This is a genomic window from Serratia rhizosphaerae (assembly GCF_009817885.1).
Lineage (GTDB): Bacteria > Pseudomonadota > Gammaproteobacteria > Enterobacterales > Enterobacteriaceae > Serratia_B > Serratia_B rhizosphaerae.
Genome location: NZ_CP041764.1, coordinates 374851 through 394567, shown reverse-complemented (window position 1 = coordinate 394567; position 19717 = coordinate 374851). Strand labels below are relative to the sequence as shown.

The following is a 19717-nucleotide window of genomic DNA, read 5'->3' as shown; positions in this document are numbered from 1 at the left end:
TAACTAAATATTAATGAAATGGAACTTTGTGAGCTGCGTCAAGAATAAAAAATGCGAAAGGCCAGCGAGGCTGGCCTTTGTTTTGTAACAAAATGGTAGTGAGTTTGTTTAGCGTTGCTAATTAAAAGCTTGCGTTACGTGGGGTACGCGGGAACGGAATCACATCACGTACGTTTTGCACACCGGTCACATAGGCGATTAAACGCTCAAACCCCAAACCGAAGCCGGAGTGCGGCACGGTGCCGTAACGACGCAGGTCGCGGTACCACCAGTAGTCTTCTTTATTCAGCCCCATTTCAGCCAGGCGCTGGTCCAGCACGTCCAGACGTTCTTCACGCTGGGAACCACCGATAATTTCGCCGATGCCCGGCGCCAGTACGTCCATGGCAGCGACGGTTTTGCCGTCGTCGTTCATGCGCATATAGAACGCCTTGATATCTTTCGGATAGTTCTTGACGACCACTGGCGCTTTAAAGTGTTTCTCTGCCAGATAGCGCTCATGCTCGGAAGACAGATCGATCCCCCAGGACACCGGGTTTTCGAAGGTCTGACCGGAAGCCAGCAGGATATCGATGGCGTCGGTATAGTCCACCTGGGCGAAATCGGAAGATACAAAGCGTTTCAGACGTTCAACGGCATCTTTGTCTACGCGCTCGGCAAAGAACTGCATATCGTCGGCACGCTCGTCCAAGACCGCCTGGAACACATATTTCAGCATGCTTTCGGCCAGCGCTGCGGAATCATCCAGCGTCGCGAAGGCGACTTCCGGCTCAATCATCCAGAACTCAGCCAGGTGGCGGCTGGTGTTGGAGTTTTCTGCACGGAATGTCGGACCGAAGGTGTAAACTTTTGATAACGCACAGGCGTAAGTTTCACCGTTCAACTGGCCGGAAACGGTCAGGAATGCTTCCTTACCGAAGAAGTCTTCACTGAAGTCGATCGCGCCTTTATCGTCGCGCGGCAGGTTCTCGAGATCTAACGTGGATACGCGGAACATTTCGCCGGCGCCTTCGGTATCGGAGGCGGTGATCAGCGGGGTGGAAACCCAGAAGTAACCGTTTTCATGGAAGAAACGGTGGATCGCCTGCGCCAGCGTATGGCGTACGCGCGCCACGGCGCCGATCAGGTTGGTGCGCGGACGCAGATGCGCCACGTCACGCAGGTATTCAATGCTGTGACGTTTGGCGGCCATCGGATAGGTATCCGGATCGTCGACCCAGCCGACCACCTTGATTTCAGTCGCCTGCAGCTCAAAGCTTTGGCCTTCGCCAGGCGAGGCGACGACCTTGCCGGTCACTTCAACCGAGCAGCCGGTGGTCAGGTGCAGCACTTCATCCTGATAATTCGGCAGAGAATTATTAACGACGGCCTGTAACGGATTAAAGCAGGAGCCGTCATAAACGGCGAGGAAGGAGATACCGGCTTTAGAATCTCTTCGGGTACGCACCCAGCCGCGCACGGTGACTTCACTGTCAACCGCAGCACGCCCTTGCAGCACGTCGCATACAGGCACTACGCTCATAAATTTCTCTCTTAAATTGATTTGATAAAGAAATAGCTTACAACCCAAGACAATGGGGGTCTTGCTATGTTACTTGCCGCGGTGCAGAGCACAAGCAGAAATCGCCAGATTGGCGCAACATTTCTGTCTTGCCGTGGCGGATAGGGGCGGGAAGGGGAATAAAGAAGAAAAAAGCCGGCTGAAAACTCACCCGGCTTATGGCTGTTAACTGGCCTTTTTCACCAGTGGCAGGTCAAAGGCCTTGCGCAGTGCTTTGACAAACGCCTGATCCTGGCAGATGGTTTTTCCCGGGCTGTCGGAGAGCTTCGCCACCGGCTTGCCCTTGCACTCCACCAGTTTAATCACAATATTCAGTGGCTTGACGCCGGGAATATCGCAGGTCAGGCGCGTACCGATGCCGAATACCAGATTAATGCGGCGATCGAAGCGGCGGTACAGCGCCAACGCTTTTTCCAGATCGAGATTATCGGAGAACACCAGCGTCTTGCTCATCGGGTCGATACCCAGCTTCTGGTAGTGGGCGATGGCTTTCTCGCCCCATTCGAACGGGTCGCCCGAATCATGGCGCAGGCCTTGATAGCGCTCGGCGAACTGGGGGCCGAAATCACGCAGGAAAGCGTCCATGGTGATGCAGTCGGTCAGGGCAATGCCGAGCCGATCCGGATATTCATCCAGCCAGGCCTGCAGGGCGGCGCGCTGGCTGTTGGCCAGCACCGGGCTTATCTGCTGGTGCGCCTGGAACCATTCATGCGCCTGGGTACCGACCGGCGCCAGCCCCAACTGGTGGGCCAGATCGTAGTTGCTGGTGCCGACCAGATAAGGGAACTCCTGCTGCAGCGTGCTGACGATTGCCTGCTGTACCGGCTGCGAGAAACGGCGGCGGGTGCCGAAATCCATCAGTCTGAAACGCGAAATATCAATATCCTGCGTTATCTGCCGGAACTGGGTCAGCTTGCTGCGCAGCTGTGCAATCGCCATTGCGGGCGTGACCTGCGGCGAGCGGTGGCGGTGCACCACTTCGCTGATTACTGCCAGCAGCGGCACTTCCCACATGATCACTTCGCGCCACGGGCCGGCTATGCGGATCTGCAGTTTGCCATCGCGATTGTCGATGGTGACCTGCTGCGGGTCATAGCGGAAATTGCGCAGCCAGTTAAGGTAATCCTGCCGGAAGAAAGGCAGACCGGAGAGATACTGATATTCAGCGTCGGTCAGCGCCAACTGCCCCATCAGCGCAACCTGCGCGCGGATTTCGTCGGCGTACTCGCCCAACAGTTCGTCGCCGCGGCAGCGGAATTCTGCCGCGACGTCGATCGCGGGATAGCGATGGAACACTGCCTGCTGCATATGAAGCTTATAAGCGTCGGTATCCAGCAGTGATGTCAAAATCGGGGAAGCGTATTGAGTCATAGCGCGTTACAGCATCCTCGTCAGGGCGCGTCTCCAAAATCCGGGTAATCATAAAAAGATGGGGGAGTATACCCGGATTATCCTGTTATTGAAGCGTCATCACACCATAAATCAGGGGAATGGGTCGAGGATTAAACGTGCGCTTATACGCCAGTGCGCCGCAGCGGTGAAAAGAAACGGCGGATAAACCAAGAAAAGTGAATCACTTAGTCTAATTAGCGATAAAAATTATAAGGTTAATTATTTTAAACAACGTTTTTACCGGCAGCCCGAACCGGTGTTGATCGCCACCCGATCCTTGCCGTTTTTCTTACAGTAGTAGAGCGCCTCATCGGCCAGCTTTATTGCGCTTTGCAGCTGGCGCGGGGACGCGACTGCGGCGATGCCGCCGCTGATGGTAAAGCGGACGGGCTGCCCGTCGGGCACCGGCAGCTGCAGCCGCTGAACCTGATGACGCAGCTTCTCCAGTACCGTTCTGGCGTCCGGCAGTGCACAGTGGTACAGCAGGATGGCGAACTCCTCGCCGCCGTAACGACAGAAAATATCTTCGGCGCGGAAGGCGTGGCGCATCAGATTGGCAAAGGCCACTAGCGCCAGGTCGCCGATGTTGTGGCCGTAGGTATCGTTAAGCGCCTTGAAGTTATCGATGTCGATCAGGCAAAAGGCCAGCGGATAGCCGGCGGCAGGCAGCTGTTCGGCTTCACGAAAGAAGCGGCGACGGTTGTAAATGTTGGTGAGCGGGTCGAGATAGGAGGAGGCCTCAAGCTCTTTAATCAGCGCGTGTTTCTCCTGCTCCAGCCGCACCTTTTCCAGATGATATTGCTTGAGCTGATTGATGGCGTCGGTGATGGCGATCAGCTCCTGGCTGTAAAACACCTCCGGCGCATCAATCGCCATATTGCCTTGCGAAAGGTGCTGGATATTGTCTTGCGTTTTGGTCAGCCAGCGGCTGATGTTGGAACAGAAAATCAGGGTCGGCATCAGCAGAAACAGGGCAAGCAGCCCGGCAAAGGCGATCAGGCCGTTAATCGCCGTCTGGCTTTGGTACATTTTTTTACGGCATTTCTCGATCTCCAGATCAAAGCTGCGCTGGAATAGCTGCTGAGACAGTCGGTCCATCTCTTTGACATAGGCGTAAATGCGTGCGGCGTCGAACTTTTTGCCGTGGGCCATCGAGTCGTAGAGCTCGCTGGCCAGGCCGTCGGTCTGCTGTGGGGAAAGATTTTCCAGCAGTTGGTTGATAATACGGCTGACCTGCGGGTCGCTATAGACCATTTCCATAAACAGCAGGCGTGAACTCAGCACATTCAGCACGCCGGTCAATTGGATGGTTTTAAGGTAGGATTCTTTGTCATTCAGCCCGTTAAGTTTGATATCGACAAGCTGATCGATAATCTCGGTCAGGGTGATATTAAGCTGGTTATTCAGCCGTATTGACTCGAGGAATAAAAAGGTATCGGCATTCAGAATACGGCTTTCGTAGGTGTAGCTGTAATAATCCATGCTGGTTTGGGTGATATAATATGCGCTGTTGATATTGAATAAATTGCGGATCGCGTTATTCATCGGCGCCAGTTGCTGCGTATCGTTATCCAGCATTTTATCCAGCAGATTAAGCATGGAGCGGATGTCGATTTTTTGTTGGGTTGTTAGGTGTTGTAAGGCACCCGAGTTGACATAGCGGCGTATCTGCTGGATTTTGTTACGTGTTTGCCGCTCGCTTTCCTGCCAGAGGGCAGGTTTCAGTTCAGGATTGACCAGGCTCAGGCGTTTTACTCTATGCAGCTGCAGGCTATTTTGAAACGCCGAGGAAACGTCTTCCGAGTGCTGGGTCTTATGCAGATTCCAGGCGCTGTCATTATATTGTTTTTTGGCTTCTGACCACTCATCGCAAATTGAAACGGTGAACGAGGCGGTTAATAAAAAAGTAAAAAAATAAATAAGATATTTAACTTTCATAACAACCGCGCGTCCTCATGCCTGGAGCCGGAATGATACCACCGCCGTGGCGCGAATGTTCAACCATCTTAATGATCGATGTCAGAAAAGAATACAAATAAATAATCAGCCGGCGAGGTTGCCACAACGATTGCCTGCAGGCGGGCGGGTTTATATGAGTTAATCGCTGCATATGATTTATTTATTAGCATAACGTGCTGTTTTTCTTTGTGTGCAGTCTTGCAGGGTAACAACGGCTGACTGAGGATGATCCGCTGCGCATTTCTCTTGTCCGGATGCGGTGGTCTCTGGGTTTTTCCTGTAGCTGTGATACAGTTTATTTACAATCCGGGCCGCGGCGGCGCCGAGCGCTAGTGCGCCGTGCCGCGCAGGACATCGCGGTCCGTTTTCCGTTACTCACTGAGACGTCAAAGGGTTTGTATGACACAACAGCCACAGGCGAAGTATCGCCATGATTATCGCGCGCCGGATTACACCATCACCGACATTGATTTGGATTTTGATCTGCACGCCGACACGACGCGCGTCACCGCCGTCAGCAAAGTGAAACGTCAGGGCGCCGCCGGTGCACCGCTGGTGCTGGACGGTGAAGATGTGGCGCTGGTGAGTCTGCAGATTGACGGGAAGCCCTGGGAGGCGTACCGCCAACAGGATAACCAGCTAATCATTGATGATTTGCCGGAACAATTTACTGTCACCATCGTTAACGAGATCCATCCTGCGCAAAACAGCGCGCTGGAAGGCCTGTATCTGTCCGGTGAGGCGCTGTGCACCCAGTGTGAGTCGGAAGGGTTCCGTCATATTACTTACTACCTGGACCGTCCGGACGTGCTGGCGCGCTTCACCACCCGCATCACGGCGGATAAACAGCGTTATCCGTTCCTGCTGTCCAACGGCAACCGTATCGCCGAAGGCGAACTGGACGACGGCCGCCACTGGGTGCAATGGCAGGACCCGTTCCCGAAACCCTGCTATCTGTTTGCACTGGTCGCCGGCGATTTCGACGTGCTGCGCGACAGCTTTGTAACCCGTTCAGGGCGTGAAGTGGCGCTGGAACTGTTTGTCGACCGCGGCAATCTCGACCGTGCCGACTGGGCGATGACCTCGCTGAAGAACTCGATGAAATGGGACGAAACCCGTTTCGGCCTGGAGTATGACCTTGACATCTATATGATCGTCGCGGTGGACTTCTTCAATATGGGGGCAATGGAGAACAAGGGGTTAAACGTCTTTAACTCCAAGTACGTACTGGCGAAAGCGGAGACCGCGACCGATAAGGATTACCTGAATATTGAAGCGGTGATCGGGCATGAGTATTTCCATAACTGGACCGGCAACCGCGTCACCTGTCGTGACTGGTTCCAGCTCAGCCTGAAAGAGGGCCTTACGGTATTCCGCGATCAGGAGTTCAGCTCGGATCTGGGGTCGCGTGCGGTCAACCGTATCGATAATGTGCGCGTAATGCGCGGCGCGCAGTTTGCGGAAGACGCCAGCCCGATGGCGCACGCAATTCGTCCGGACAAAGTGATCGAGATGAACAACTTCTATACCCTGACGGTGTATGAGAAGGGCTCTGAAGTGATCCGCATGATGCACACGCTGCTGGGTGAAGAGAACTTCCAGAAGGGGATTCAGCTCTATTTTGAACGTCACGACGGCAGCGCGGCGACCTGTGATGATTTCGTGCAGGCGATGGAAGATGCTTCCAATGTCGACCTGTCCCTGTTCCGCCGTTGGTACAGCCAGTCCGGCACCCCGTTATTGACGGTGCGTGATGATTACGACGCCGAGCAGCAGCAGTACCGTCTGCAGGTCAGCCAACATACCGCGCCGACCGCCGATCAGCCGCAGAAGCAGCCGTTGCATATTCCGCTGGATATTGAACTGTACGATCCTGAAGGTAACGTGATTGCGCTGCAGAAGGATGGCCTGCCGGTTAATAACGTGCTGAACGTGACCGACGCGGAGCAGACCTTTATTTTTGACGGCGTTGAACAGCGTCCGGTACCGTCGCTGCTGCGCGAATTCTCCGCGCCGGTGAAGCTGGACTATCCGTACAGCGACGGGCAACTGACCTTCCTGATGCAGCATGCACGCAACGACTTCGCGCGTTGGGATGCGGCGCAAAGCCTGCTGGCGACCTACATCAAACTGAATGTGGCCAAACATCAGCAGAAACAGCCGTTGTCGCTGCCGCTGCATGTAGTGGATGCGTTCCGGGCGGTATTGCTGGCCGAAAAACTGGATCCGGCGCTGGCCGCACAGATCCTGACGCTGCCGACGGAAAATGAGATGGCTGAACTGTTCAGCGAAATCGATCCGGATGCGATCGCTGCAGTGCATGAAGCGATCACCCGCTGCCTGGCGCAGGAGATGGCCGACGAGTGGCTGGCGGTATACCACGCCAATAAAACCGACGGCTATCGTGTTGAGCATGGCGATATCGCCAAACGCGCGCTGCGCAATACCTGCCTGCACTACCTGGCCTTTGGCGATGCGCAGCAGGCCGATAAGCTGGTGGCCGCGCAGTTCGGCCAGGCGGATAATATGACCGACTCGCTGGCGGCACTGGCGGCGGCGACGGGCGCACAGCTGCCTTGCCGCGACGCGCTGATGACGGCGTTCGACGAACGCTGGCACCAGGATGGTCTGGTGATGGATAAGTGGTTTGTCCTTCAGGCCACCAGCCCGGCGGCCGACGTGCTGAACACGGTACGCGGCTTGCTGCAGCACCGTTCGTTCAGCCTGAGCAACCCGAACCGCACTCGTTCGCTGGTGGGAGCGTTTGCTTCGGCGAACCCGTCGGCGTTCCATGCGCCTGACGGCAGCGGCTACCAGTTCCTGGTGGAAATCCTCAGCGATCTCAACACGCGCAACCCACAGGTGGCGGCGCGTCTGATTGAACCGTTGATCCGCCTGAAGCGCTATGACGCCGGCCGTCAGGCGCTGATGCGTAAAGCGCTGGAACAGCTGAAAGGGCTGGAGAATCTGTCCGGCGATCTGTTTGAGAAGATCAGCAAGGCGTTAGATGCCTAATTTGTCAGGCTGCTGTTGCCCGGTATGATAGAAACGCCCGATGTGATCATCGGGCGTTTTTTTTAGCGGCAGGAAAATCAGTTCGCTGCCCGGCGCGCCGGTTCCGCAGCGGTTGCCGGCGACAGCACCCGCTCCAGAATCTGTGCCTCCAGTTCGGCCAGCCTGGCCGAGCCTTTGCGGCGCGGTCGCGGCAGATCGATCGCCATATCCAGGCCGATGCGTCCCTGTTCAATCAGGATTACGCGGTCCGCCAGGGCAATTGCCTCGCTGACGTCGTGAGTGACCAGCAACACCGTAAAGCCATGCTGTTGCCACAGATTTTCAATCAGCCCCTGCATGTCGATGCGCGTCAGCGCATCCAGCGCGCCCAGTGGCTCGTCCAGCAGCAGCAGACGCGGCCGGTGGATCAGCGCGCGGGCCAGGGCGACCCGCTGTTTCTGGCCGCCAGAGAGCGCCGCCGGCCACTCGTCGGCCCGTTCCGCCAGGCCGACCGCCGCCAGCGCCTGCAGCGCCGCATTACGCCAGTCACCGCGCAGACCGAGGCCGACGTTGTCGATCACCTTTTTCCACGGCAGCAGGCGTGCATCCTGAAACATCAGCCGGGTATCTTCCTTCACGCTGCTTAACGGCGCGCTGCCGCTGAGCAATGCGCCGCTGCTGGCGTTTTCCAGCCCGGCCAGCAGGCGCAGCAGGGTGCTTTTGCCGCAGCCGCTGCGGCCGACCACGGCGACAAACTGGCCGGCGCTAATGCGTAGCTGCAGATTATCCAGCACCGTGCGGTTGCCGTAGCGCTTGGCGATGGACTCCAGGGTGACGGGAGTCCCTTGGGGAATTCGGGTCGGAGTCGTCATGATGCTTCCCCTTGTTTCAGTTGATACGCCGGGTGCCAGCGCAGCCACAGGCGTTCAAGCCACTGTGCGCTGACGTCCGCCAGTTTGCCGAGCAGGGCGTAGAGCACGATGGCCACCACCACAATGTCGGTTTGCAGAAATTCGCGTGCGTTCATCGCCAGATAGCCGATGCCGGAATTGGCCGAAATGGTTTCGGCGACGATCAGCGTCAGCCACATCAACCCCAGTGCAAAACGCACGCCGACCATGATGGAAGGCAGCGCGCCGGGCAGCACCACCTGGGTAAACAGGCGAAAGCCGCTCAGGCCATAGCTGCGCGCCATCTCCAGCAGGCCGCGGTCGATATTCTTGATACCGTGATAGGTATTGAGATAAATCGGGAACAGGGTGCCGAGCGCCACCAGAAAAATTTTGGCTGATTCATCAATGCCGAACCACAGGATCACCAGCGGGATCAACGCCAGATGCGGAATGTTGCGCAGCATTTGCACCGAGCTGTCCAACAGACGTTCACCCCAGCGGGACAGGCCGCTGATCATGCCCAGCAGCAAGCCAAGGCTGCCGCCGATGCCAAAACCGATCAGTGCGCGCCAGCTGCTGATGGTGAGATGTTGCCAGAGTTCGCCATTTTGCGTCAGCGTCCAGAACGCCGTCGCCACGGCGCTGGGTGCCGGCAAAATACGGCTGGAAAGCCAGCCGGCCTCGACGGCAATCTGCCAGAAAACCAGCAGGGCGATCGGCAGGATCCAGGGCGCTAAACGGTGCAGCAGGCGCTGCGTGCGATGGCTCATAGGTGGCTCCTTAGCTTTGCGATGCCCGTTGCGGCGCATAGATATTGGCGATGACTTCCCCCTGAGGCGCGACCGGACGCAGTGGCGTCGGCGCGGCGTTTTGTGCGACGTCCAGATGCGGGAAAAGCAGTTCGCCTACGCGATAGGCCTCTTCCAGATGCGGATAGCCGGAAAGAATAAAGGTGTCGATGCCTAAATCGGCATACTCCTGGATGCGCTGCGCCACCGTCGGGCCGTCGCCCACCAGCGCGGTGCCGGCGCCGCCGCGCACCAGGCCAACGCCCGCCCACAGGTTCGGGCTGATCTCCAGGTTATCCTTCTTGCCGCCGTGCAGCGCCGCCATGCGCTGCTGACCGACCGAATCGAAGCGGGCGAACGCCTGCTGCGCATCGGCGATGGTTTTATCGTCAAGATTGGCGATCAGACGATCGGCGGCGCGCCAGGCCTCTTCGTTGGTTTCACGCACGATCACGTGCAGGCGGATGCCGAAACGCACTTTGCGTCCTTTGGCTGCGGCTTTGGCGCGCACCTCGTCCAGCTTTTGTTTCACCTGCTCCGGCGGCTCACCCCAGGTCAGATACAGTTCCACCTGATCGGCGGCCAGATCCTGCGCGGCAGCTGACGATCCACCGAAATAGAGCGGCGGTCGCGGCTGCTGAACCGGCGGGAACAGCAGTTTGGCGCCTTTTACCTGAATATGTTTGCCGTTGAAATCGACGGTTTCACCTTCCAGCACCCGGCGCCAGATGTGGGTAAATTCCGCCGAGGCTTCATAGCGTTCCTCATGGTTAAGGTGCAGCCCTTCGGCCGCCAGTTCGTCCGGGTCGCCGCCGGTGACCAGATTAAACAACGCGCGGCCGTTGGAGAGGCGGTCCAGCGTTGCCGCCTGCCGCGCCGCCAGCGTCGGGGAGATAATGCCGGGACGCAGCGCTACCAGGAATTTCAGCCGTTGCGTGACGGGGATCAGCGACGCCGCCACCAGCCAGGAGTCCTCGCAGGAACGTCCGGTCGGGATCAGGACGCCGCCGAATCCCAAGCGGTCGGCCGCCTGAGCGATCTGCTGCAGATAGCCATGATCGACGCTGCGCGCCCCTTCGCTCGATCCCAGATAGTGGCCGTCGCCGTGAGTGGGCAAGAACCAAAAGATATTCAGACTCATAAGAAGCTCTCCTCAATTATTGGGCGCTGGGGTGCCAGACGCGTTGTGAAATATCCAGCTTTACCGGCACCAGACGGTTGGCGTAGAACAGATCGGCGGTTTGCTGCTGGGCTTTGATGGTGTCGGCATTGAGCGGCGTAATGGTGGTCACCGGCCGATGATCCAGATAGGCGGAGATCACCGGCTGCGGTAGGCCTATGGTCTTGGCCAGCAGGGCGATGCTCTGTTCGCGATCGCTGCGGGACAGCGCGTCAGCCTGCGTCAGCACCTTCAGCACCTGCTGAATAAACGGGCCGTTGGCCTCGGTATACGGCCGGGCGGCCAGATAAAACGAGCCGGTCTGATTGAGCTTGCTGCCGTCGGTGAGCACCCGCACGCCGCCCTGCAGCAGCGCCGCAGAGTAGTAGGGATCCCAAATCGCCCAGGCGTCGACGTTGCCCTGCTGGAAGGCGGCGCGGGCGTCTGCCGGGGTCAGGTATACCGGCTGAATATCCGTAAATTTCAGGCCGGCCTGCTGCAGGGCGCGCAGCAGCAGGTTGTGCGAACTGGAGCCTTTCTGAAAGGCGACTTTATGCCCTTTCAGCTCGGCGACGTCGTGGATCGGGCTGTTTTCCGGCACCAGAATCACTTCCGCCTTAGGCTTGGGCGGCTCGACGCCGACGTACAGCAGATCGGCGCCGGCGGCCTGCGCAAAGATCGGCGGAATATCGCCGGTGCTGCCGACATCAATACTGCCGACGTTCAACGCCTCCAGCATTTGCGGCCCGGCGGGGAATTCGGTCCAGCTGATTTTGGTATCCGGGAAACGCTGCTCCAGCAGACGGTGGCTTTTTGCCAGCACCAGACTGACGGAACCTTTTTGGTAACCGATGCGCAGCTGCTGGGGGCCGGGATCGGCCGTGGCGTTGTGGGCACCAACGCCCAGCGCCAGAATGGCCGTCAGCGACGTGGTATGCAGCCAGCGGCGCCAGGAAGAAAATCGCGTCATCATTATTTTCCTTATGGTGGTGTTAATCGCCAGGGTCAGGATTGCGCCGGCAGCAGCTCTGGCGCGGGAGAAGGCGCAGGCTGGCGACGGCTCAATGCCAGATAGAAGTTGTCCAGCGCCTCTTCCAGCCGCAGCGCCACCGCATCGCTGGGCGTTAACCGCTCGCCCTGTGACGTCAGTTGGCCGTCATCGGCGAACACGCCGTGCAATACCTCCTGGGCTTTTAACGCCGATAACACCGGCTTTAAGGCATAATCCACCGCCAGCATGTGGCCGATAGAGCCGCCGGTGGCCAGCGGCAGCACCACTTTATGTTCCAGCGCGCGTTCGGGCAGCAGGTCCAGCAGGGTTTTCAACGCACCGGAAAACGATGCCTTATACACCGGGGTGGCGATCAGCAGCCCGTCGGCCTGCGCCAGGCGGGCGGCAAAAGTTTTAATCGTCGGGCTGTTGAAGTTGGCGCGCAGCAAGTCTTCCGCGTCGAAGTCATGCAGGGTGTAGGGCGTCACTTCAACGCCGCGGCGCTGCAGCCACTGTTGGCCAATATTCAGTAACCCCGCAGAACGGGAGGGGAGGCGCGGGCTGCCGGCCAGGGTTATAACGCGCATAACCAATCCTTATAACTAAAAGTTAGGTTTAATGAGTAAAATATGAGTAAGTGTTTTAAAGCTAACAGCAAAGCGGCCGGTTTTTTAAATCTCATTTTTGGCTTTGGTTATGCGGAAATACGCATTGGCGATGTGCGGCGGGAGCGGCGGGAAAACGGTTGCGTAAAAAACGCCTTTTTTGCGCGGAATCAATTCCAATTACGTCGGGGATCCCGGATAATATGCCCCCGGTTTGTAACTAACCCAATAGCGTTCGGGATGCGGCGGCCACTTCCGCATCTTGGGGATAACCGGGAAATCAGGAGAGTACATGTACTACCCCCTCATCAGGAAAGCGTTGTTCCAGCTCGATCCAGAGCGCGCGCATGAATTGACCTTCCAGCAACTGCGCCGTGTGACCGGCACCCCTTTCGAATTTCTGGTGCGCCAGTCGGTGCCGACCAAACCGGTAACCTGTATGGGGCTGTCTTTTAAGAATCCGCTAGGGCTGGCCGCCGGTCTGGATAAAAACGGCGAATGCATCGACGCGCTGGGCGCGATGGGCTTCGGTTTTATTGAAATCGGCACCGTGACGCCGCGCCCGCAGCCGGGCAACGACAAGCCGCGTCTGTTCCGTATTGTTGAAGCGGAAGGCATTATCAACCGCATGGGTTTTAATAATCACGGCGTGGACAACCTGGTTGAGAACGTCAAAAAATCCCATTTTGGCGGCATCCTGGGGATTAATATCGGCAAGAATAAAGATACGCCGGTAGAAGAGGGTAAAGACGATTATCTGATCTGCATGGATAAAGTTTATCCGTATGCCGGTTATATTGCGATCAACATCTCCTCGCCGAATACCCCGGGATTAAGATCCCTACAGTATGGGGAAGCGCTGGACGATCTTTTGGCGGCGGTTAAAAATAAACAGGCGGAGTTACATGAGCGCCATCACAAATATGTGCCGGTTGCGGTAAAGATCGCGCCGGATCTTTCTGCGGAAGAATTGATCCAAATTGCTGACAGTTTGGTTCGCCATAATATTGATGGGGTCATCGCCACCAATACCACGCTGGATCGTAAACTGGTGCAGGGATTAAATTACTGCGAACAGATGGGCGGGCTGAGCGGCCGTCCCGTCCAGTCGCTCAGTACCGAGGTGATTCGTCGTCTGTCGCAGGAACTGCAGGGCAAGCTGCCGATTATCGGCGTCGGCGGAATTGATTCCCTGACCGCCGCGCGCGAAAAAATAGCGGCGGGGGCGACGCTGGTGCAAATTTATTCCGGCTTTATCTACCATGGTCCGCGTTTGATTAAAGATATCGTTAACCATATCTGATATTTTTTTCCTTTCAGACCTTGTCGGGGGTTTATTTATTCCCCCGGCTCGTCTATATTTTGTTCATTAGCCTAAATATCGTTCGCGGAATTATCCGATGTTTAGGCAAGATTTTAGGTGGTAGAATCACCCTTTGGGGTAAATTATATGCCCGATTTGAGAAGCGGCGCACAGCGAGCGCGGCTTCTTTTTATGCCGGGCATATTCGTTGGCGAGTGGCGATAAAGGACAAACGATGAAGATAAAACCTGACGATAATTGGCGTTGGTATTTTGACGCCGAACACGACCGGCTGATGCTTGATTTAGCCAACGGGATGATCTTTCGTTCGCGCTTTCCGGCCAAGATGCTGACGCCGGACGCATTTAACGAATGCGCGTTTTGCGTTGAGGATGCCGCGCTGTACTTTACCTATGAAGAGCAGTGCAAGCGCACCAAACTCAGCCATGAGCAGCGCGCGGAACTGGTGCTGAATGCGCTGGTGGCCTACCGTTTCCTCAAGCCGCTGATGCCGAAGAGCTGGCACTTTGCCCAACAGCATTTTCCGCTGCAGCCGAAAAACGGCGAGCTGGCCGCGGTAAAAGTGATGGACAGCGGGCAGGATGCGCGGTTGTTGGTCGTGGAAGCCGGTGATAACGCCAGTCTGTGTTTACTGGCGCAAGGGCAGCTGACGGTAGCGGGGCGCACCATGGTATTCGGCGACGCCATCAAGGTGATGCACGACCGCCTGAAACCCTATTCGCACGATGCCGATGCCGCGCCGGCGTACGACCGAGCGGTCTGAGCCTAACTTAACGTCAGATCGCTTTTGGGTATACAGCTGCAAGACAGAATTGTGCCGTCATTCGCCACTGCGCTTTTTGTCAGCGGTGTCACTTCGCCTTTGACCAGCGTCATTTGGCAGGTCCCGCAGATCCCCGCCCGGCAGGAGTAGGGAACGCGGATGCCCTGCTGTTCCAGCTGTTCCAGTAAAATCTGCTGATTGTTGCCGCTAAACACCTGACCCTGATAGTCGATGGTGAGGCTTTGCGCCTGGTTTTGCGGCGCCTGCACCTTTTCGGCCACCTTGCCGGCGTGGTAAGGACGCGGCGGTTTGTTCGACAAGACCTCAACCGTATCGCCAACGCGGATAATCCCGCTGTTGCGGGCAATCATATTCTGACCGAAATCCACATCGCCATTATCCGCCGTGCGGAAGCCCTGCAGCGTCGTCAGCGGCTCACCGCTCGGGTGTTTGCGTCCGCGTTCGGTACTGACGGTCGTCAGCACGCAGCGGCTGCACGGTTTGACCAGGTCGAACATCACCTCGCCTACGCGGAGCACCTGCCAGCCGTCTTCAGCCCAGGGCGCGGCGCCGGTCACTACCAGGTTCGGGCGGAACTGCTCCAGCTTGATGCCGGCAGGGCAACGCTGCTGCAGATCGCGGAATGAGGCTTCATTTATCAGCAGGAACGGATAACCGTCGGCAAAAGACAGCGGCACCTCCGGGTGTTTTTTGACGCGCCGGCTCAGTTCCGGCCCGAGCCAGCGCAGCTGTACGTCGCGCTGGAAATAGCCGCTCAGCCACTGGTTGATGGCCGCCGGCGCCACCCGGGCGGTGAAATGGTTGCCCCACACTTCGGTCGGCTGCTGCTCGGCGGCAAAGTCGTCAAAACGGATCGTCGCACCGTCGCCGTCGGGCGCTGTCAGATACAGGCCGTCCGCCAGCAGCGCCGGCGTGAACAGCACCATCTGCGGATATTGCCGCGCGGTAATAAAGGTTCCGTCGGGGCTGGTGATCATAAAGCTGCGATCGAACGCCAGCCCGTGGTTCGCCACCTGGGCGTGGGAGAGCTGTAAACCGCGTAAAGATTTCACCGGATGGACGTAAAGCCGAGAAAGCGTGATCACCCTTGCCTCCGTGGGTTTTGTAAATAGGGAGGAGCAACTTTATGACAAGCGGTGCGGATTAGCTATAATGCGCAACAATTTTCTTTTTGGTGATAAGTACGATATGAACTCTTTGTTTGCTAGCACAGCGCGTGGATTGGAAGAACTGTTAAAAAGCGAACTGGAGCGGCTTGGCGCCCACGCCTGTAAAGTCGTGCAGGGTGGGGTACATTTTCAAGGCGACGATCGTCTTCTGTACCAAAGTCTGCTGTGGAGCCGCCTGGCTTCGCGCATTTTGCTGCCGCTGAATGAATTCCGCGTGCACAGCGATCTGGATCTCTACCTTGGCGTGCAGGCGATTGACTGGACGTCGATTTTCGGCGTGGATAAAACCTTCGCCGTCCACTTCAGCGGCGTGAACGAAGAGATCCGCAACAGCCAGTACGGCGCGCTGAAAGTGAAAGACGCCATCGTCGACAGTTTTACCCGCAAAATCGACCAGCGCCCGACCGTGGCGAAACAGCAGCCGGACATCCGGATAAACGTCTTCCTGCAACGCGAGATGGCCAGCGTGGCGCTCGATTTGAGCGGCGAAGGCCTGCACCAGCGCGGCTACCGCGATCTGACCGGGCAGGCGCCATTGAAAGAGACTCTGGCGGCGGCGATCGTGCAGCGCTCCGGCTGGCAGCCGGGCACGCCGATGCTGGATCCGATGTGCGGTTCCGGTACTTTACTGATCGAAGCGGCGATGATCGCCGCCGACCGCGCGCCGGGGCTGCATCGCCAGCACTGGGGCTTCAGCGCCTGGAACGGCCATAACGCCGAGCTGTGGCGTGAAGTGGTGGCGGAAGCGCAGGTGCGCGCCCGCCGCGGACTGCAGGAAACGACCTCGCGCTTCTTCGGTTCGGATATCGATCGCCGGGTGATTGACATGGCGCGCGCCAACGCCCGCCGCGCCGGGGTCGCTGAACTGATTACTTTTAACGTCAATGACGTCAGCAAGCTGCACAACCCGCTGCCGGAAGGCCCGGCAGGCACCGTACTCAGCAACCCGCCGTATGGCGAACGCCTGGAAAGCGAACCGGCGCTGATTGCGCTGCACAACATGCTGGGGCGCGTGATGAAGAGCGCATTCGGCGGCTGGCAACTGTCGCTGTTCAGCGCTTCACCGGAACTGCTGAGCTGCCTGCAGCTGCGCGCCGAGCGCCAGTACAAGGCCAAAAACGGCCCGCTGGACTGCGTGCAGAAAAACTATCAGCTGGCGGAAAGCCCGCAGGGCAGCGGCGGCATTCAGGTGGCGGAAGATTTCGCCAACCGGCTGCGTAAAAACGTCAAAAAACTGGATAAATGGGCGAAGCAACAGGGGATTGAATGCTATCGCCTGTACGACGCCGATCTGCCGGAATATAACGTGGCGGTGGATCGCTACGGCAGCAAGGTTGTGGTGCAGGAGTATGCGCCGCCGAAAACGGTCGATGCGCAAAAAGCGCGCCAGCGACTGTTTGACGTGATCAATGCCACGCTGGCGGTATTGGATCTGCCGTCCAACCAGCTGGTGCTCAAGACCCGCGAACGGCAGAAGGGCAAAAACCAGTATGAGAAACTGGCGCAGAAGGGCGAGTTCCTGCTGGTGGAAGAGTTTAACGCCAAGCTGTGGGTCAACCTGACCGACTATCTGGATACCGGCCTGTTCCTGGATCACCGTATCGCGCGCCGTATGCTGGGTGAGATGAGCAAAGGGAAAGATTTCCTCAACCTGTTTGCCTATACCGGCAGCGCCAGCGTCCACGCCGGCCTGGGCGGCGCACGCTCTACCACCACGGTCGATATGTCGCGCACCTATCTGGAATGGGCGGAGAAAAACCTGCGCGCCAACGGCCTGACCGGCCGGCAGCACCGATTGATACAAGCAGATTGCCTGTCATGGCTGCATAATGCCGCCGAACAGTTCGACGTGATCTTTATCGATCCGCCGACGTTCTCCAACTCCAAGCGGATGGAGAACACCTTTGACGTTCAGCGCGATCATCTGGCGCTGATGGCGGATTTAAAACGGTTGCTGCGCCGCAACGGCACCATTATGTTCTCGAACAACAAGCGCGGTTTCCGCATGGATCTGGACGGGTTGCAGGCATTGGGGCTGGCAGCGAAAGAGATCACCGCTCAGACGCTGTCGCAGGATTTTGCCCGTAACCGTCAGATTCACAACTGCTGGCTGGTTACCCATGCCGGCGAAGGAAAATAATTACTATGTCGTTAATTAGCATGTCCGGCGCCTGGCTGTCGTTCAGCGATGCGCCGCTTCTGGACAACACCGAAATTCATATCGAAGACAACGAGCGCGTGTGTCTGGTCGGGCGCAACGGCGCCGGTAAATCCACCCTGCTGAAAATTCTCGGTAAAGAGCAGCCGCTGGATGACGGCCGGGTGATTTATGAACAGGATCTGATTGTTGCGCGCCTGCAACAGGATCCGCCGCGCAATATCGGCGGCACGGTGTTTGATTTTGTTGCGGAAGGGGTGGCCGAACAGGCCGAACACCTGAAGGCCTATCACGCGATCTCTCACGAGGTAGAGCAGGATCCCAGCGAAAAGAACCTGGCGAAGATGGCGAAGGTCATGGAGATCCTCGATCACCACGGGCTGTGGCAACTGGACAGCCGGATCGCCGAAGTGCTGGCGCAGCTGGGGCTGAACGGCGAAGCGCAGCTGTCATCGCTTTCCGGCGGCTGGCTGCGCAAGGCGGCGTTGGGGCGCGCGCTGGTCAGTTCGCCGCGCGTGCTGCTGCTGGATGAGCCGACCAACCACCTGGATATTGAAACTATCGACTGGCTGGAAGGCTTCCTGAAAGAGTTCCAGGGCAGCATCATCTTTATCTCCCACGACCGTTCGTTTATCCGCAATATGGCGACGCGCATTATCGATCTGGACCGCGGCAAGCTGGTTTCCTGGCCGGGCAATTACGATCAGTATCTGCTGGGCAAAGAGGAGGCGCTGCGGGTGGAAGAGCTGCAAAACGCCGAATTCGACCGTAAACTGGCGCAGGAAGAGGTGTGGATCCGTCAGGGCATCAAGGCGCGCCGTACCCGCAATGAGGGGCGCGTGCGCGCGCTGAAGGCTCTGCGTATGGAGCGCGCCGAGCGTCGCGAAGTGATGGGCACCGCCAAGATGCAGGTGGAAGAGGCGACGCGCTCCGGCAAAATCGTCTTTGAGCTGGAGAACGTCAACTATCAGGTTGGCGATAAAGTGCTGGTGCGCGATTTCTCCGCTCAGGTGCAGCGCGGCGACAAAATTGCGCTGGTCGGGCCGAACGGCTGCGGCAAAACCACGCTGCTGAAGCTGATGCTCGGCCAGTTGCAGGCCGACAGCGGCCGCGTGCACTGCGGCACCAAATTGGAAGTGGCCTATTTCGACCAGCACCGCGCGGAGCTGGATCCTGAACGTACGGTGATGGACAACCTGGCGGAGGGCAAGCAGGAAGTGATGGTCAACGGCCGTTCACGCCATGTGCTCGGCTATCTGCAGGACTTCCTGTTCCATCCGAAACGGGCGATGACGCCGGTGAAGGCGCTGTCGGGCGGTGAACGCAACCGCCTGCTGCTGGCGCGGCTGTTCCTGAAGCCAAGCAACCTGCTGATCCTCGATGAACCAACCAACGATCTGGATGTAGAAACGCTGGAGCTGCTGGAAGAGCTGATCGACGGCTATCAGGGCACCGTACTGCTGGTGAGCCACGATCGTCAGTTCGTGGACAACTCGGTGACCGAGTGCTGGATTTTTGAAGGTAACGGCGTGATTAACGCCTTTGTCGGCGGCTATTATGACGCCCACCATCAGCGCGCCACCGCCAAACCGATCCGCCAGGCCGCGCCGGTAGCTCAGAGCAAGCCGGCGGAGAAAAAAACCGAGCAGCCGAAGAAGTCTGCGACCAAACTGAGCTATAACTTGACGCGTGAGCTGGAACAATTGCCGCAGCGTCTCGAACAGTTGGAAACGGAGATTGAGGCGTTACAGGCTGAAGTCAGCGATGCCGATTTCTTCTCGCGTCCCCATGAGGAGACGCAAAAGGTGCTGAGCGATTTGGCCGCCGCCGAGCAGGCGCTGGAAAGCGCGTTTGCCCGCTGGGAAGAACTGGAAGCGATGAAAAACGGCTGATTGGCTCAATCCGGCCCGCGAGCTGCTGCGGGCCGGGTTACAGCATTG

14 protein-coding genes are annotated in these 19717 nt (G+C 57.8%); 5 read left to right on the top strand and 9 right to left on the bottom strand.

Translation table 11 applies throughout. The annotated features are described in order from the left end of the window. Positions 1-121: 121 nt before the first annotated feature. The 3 genes from asnS to FO014_RS01885 form a co-directional block, all read right to left on the bottom strand. Positions 122-1522 carry an asparagine--tRNA ligase gene (gene asnS, locus FO014_RS01895; RefSeq protein WP_160027392.1) on the bottom strand — a complete coding sequence of 467 codons (1401 nt, stop codon included), beginning with the start codon at positions 1520-1522 and terminating at the stop codon, positions 122-124. Between the two features lie 204 nt (positions 1523-1726). After that, positions 1727-2932, bottom strand: coding sequence for a nicotinate phosphoribosyltransferase (pncB, locus tag FO014_RS01890; RefSeq protein ID WP_160027390.1), 1206 nt, complete (start codon positions 2930-2932; stop codon positions 1727-1729). Positions 2933-3190: 258 nt separating this feature from the next. Continuing rightward, positions 3191-4891, bottom strand: coding sequence for a GGDEF domain-containing protein (locus FO014_RS01885; RefSeq protein WP_160027388.1), 1701 nt, complete (start codon positions 4889-4891; stop codon positions 3191-3193). 420 nt (positions 4892-5311) lie between these two features. Between FO014_RS01885 and pepN the strand changes: the two genes are divergently transcribed. Beyond that, positions 5312-7927 carry an aminopeptidase N gene (gene pepN / locus FO014_RS01880; RefSeq protein WP_160027386.1) on the top strand — a complete coding sequence of 872 codons (2616 nt, stop codon included), beginning with the start codon at positions 5312-5314 and terminating at the stop codon, positions 7925-7927. Positions 7928-8004: 77 nt separating this feature from the next. Here the strand turns inward: pepN and ssuB are convergent, their stop codons facing one another. The 5 genes from ssuB to ssuE are packed head-to-tail and all read right to left on the bottom strand — an operon-like array spanning position 8005 to position 12324. Further along, complete coding sequence (ssuB, locus tag FO014_RS01875) at positions 8005-8778, bottom strand: aliphatic sulfonates ABC transporter ATP-binding protein (RefSeq protein ID WP_160027384.1); 774 nt, start codon at positions 8776-8778, stop codon at positions 8005-8007. After that, positions 8775-9569 (bottom strand): aliphatic sulfonate ABC transporter permease SsuC, encoded by a 795-nt coding sequence (gene ssuC, locus FO014_RS01870; protein WP_160027382.1) that lies wholly within the window; start codon positions 9567-9569, stop codon positions 8775-8777. Before ssuC ends, ssuB begins: the two co-directional genes overlap by 4 nt. Before the next feature lie 10 nt (positions 9570-9579). After that, complete coding sequence (gene ssuD, locus FO014_RS01865; protein ID WP_160027380.1) at positions 9580-10728, bottom strand: FMNH2-dependent alkanesulfonate monooxygenase; 1149 nt, start codon at positions 10726-10728, stop codon at positions 9580-9582. Positions 10729-10744: 16 nt separating this feature from the next. Then, positions 10745-11719, bottom strand: a complete 975-nt coding sequence (locus FO014_RS01860) for a sulfonate ABC transporter substrate-binding protein (RefSeq protein ID WP_425500758.1) — start codon at positions 11717-11719, stop codon at positions 10745-10747. A gap of 32 nt (positions 11720-11751) precedes the next feature. Beyond that, the gene (gene ssuE / locus FO014_RS01855; protein ID WP_160027378.1) at positions 11752-12324 is read right to left on the bottom strand and encodes an NADPH-dependent FMN reductase; all 573 of its coding nucleotides are present in this window, start codon (positions 12322-12324) and stop codon (positions 11752-11754) included. Positions 12325-12634: 310 nt separating this feature from the next. Between ssuE and pyrD the strand changes: the two genes are divergently transcribed. Together pyrD and FO014_RS01845 are read left to right on the top strand one after the other, a co-directional pair. Next, positions 12635-13645, top strand: coding sequence for a quinone-dependent dihydroorotate dehydrogenase (gene pyrD, locus FO014_RS01850; RefSeq protein WP_160027376.1), 1011 nt, complete (start codon positions 12635-12637; stop codon positions 13643-13645). Between the two features lie 235 nt (positions 13646-13880). Further along, a complete protein-coding gene (locus FO014_RS01845; protein ID WP_160027374.1) occupies positions 13881-14429 on the top strand; it encodes a cell division protein ZapC in 549 nt (182 codons plus the stop codon). Between the two features lie 2 nt (positions 14430-14431). Here FO014_RS01845 and FO014_RS01840 read toward each other — a convergent pair whose 3' ends face one another. Next, positions 14432-15535 (bottom strand): YcbX family protein, encoded by a 1104-nt coding sequence (locus FO014_RS01840; protein ID WP_160027372.1) that lies wholly within the window; start codon positions 15533-15535, stop codon positions 14432-14434. Positions 15536-15638: 103 nt separating this feature from the next. Between FO014_RS01840 and rlmKL the strand changes: the two genes are divergently transcribed. Next, positions 15639-17759 carry a bifunctional 23S rRNA (guanine(2069)-N(7))-methyltransferase RlmK/23S rRNA (guanine(2445)-N(2))-methyltransferase RlmL gene (rlmKL, locus tag FO014_RS01835; RefSeq protein WP_160027370.1) on the top strand — a complete coding sequence of 707 codons (2121 nt, stop codon included), beginning with the start codon at positions 15639-15641 and terminating at the stop codon, positions 17757-17759. A gap of 5 nt (positions 17760-17764) precedes the next feature. Then, positions 17765-19669, top strand: coding sequence for an ABC transporter ATP-binding protein (locus FO014_RS01830; protein ID WP_160027368.1), 1905 nt, complete (start codon positions 17765-17767; stop codon positions 19667-19669). The last annotated feature ends 48 nt before the right edge of the window (positions 19670-19717 follow it).

Bases quoted from the DNA above. Each gene is read 5' to 3' on its own strand.
- rlmKL (WP_160027370.1), top strand. From the start codon at position 15,639: ATGAACTCTTTGTTTGCTAGCACAGCGCGTGGATTGGAAGAACTGTTA.
- ssuC (WP_160027382.1), bottom strand. From the start codon at position 9,569: ATGAGCCATCGCACGCAGCGCCTGCTGCACCGTTTAGCGCCCTGGATC.
- asnS (WP_160027392.1), bottom strand. From the start codon at position 1,522: ATGAGCGTAGTGCCTGTATGCGACGTGCTGCAAGGGCGTGCTGCGGTT.
- pncB (WP_160027390.1), bottom strand. From the start codon at position 2,932: ATGACTCAATACGCTTCCCCGATTTTGACATCACTGCTGGATACCGAC.
- ssuB (WP_160027384.1), bottom strand. From the start codon at position 8,778: ATGACGACTCCGACCCGAATTCCCCAAGGGACTCCCGTCACCCTGGAG.
- ssuE (WP_160027378.1), bottom strand. From the start codon at position 12,324: ATGCGCGTTATAACCCTGGCCGGCAGCCCGCGCCTCCCCTCCCGTTCT.
- FO014_RS01860 (WP_425500758.1), bottom strand. From the start codon at position 11,719: ATGATGACGCGATTTTCTTCCTGGCGCCGCTGGCTGCATACCACGTCG.
- pyrD (WP_160027376.1), top strand. From the start codon at position 12,635: ATGTACTACCCCCTCATCAGGAAAGCGTTGTTCCAGCTCGATCCAGAG.
- FO014_RS01830 (WP_160027368.1), top strand. From the start codon at position 17,765: ATGTCGTTAATTAGCATGTCCGGCGCCTGGCTGTCGTTCAGCGATGCG.
- FO014_RS01845 (WP_160027374.1), top strand. From the start codon at position 13,881: ATGAAGATAAAACCTGACGATAATTGGCGTTGGTATTTTGACGCCGAA.
- pepN (WP_160027386.1), top strand. From the start codon at position 5,312: ATGACACAACAGCCACAGGCGAAGTATCGCCATGATTATCGCGCGCCG.
- ssuD (WP_160027380.1), bottom strand. From the start codon at position 10,728: ATGAGTCTGAATATCTTTTGGTTCTTGCCCACTCACGGCGACGGCCAC.
- FO014_RS01885 (WP_160027388.1), bottom strand. From the start codon at position 4,891: ATGAAAGTTAAATATCTTATTTATTTTTTTACTTTTTTATTAACCGCC.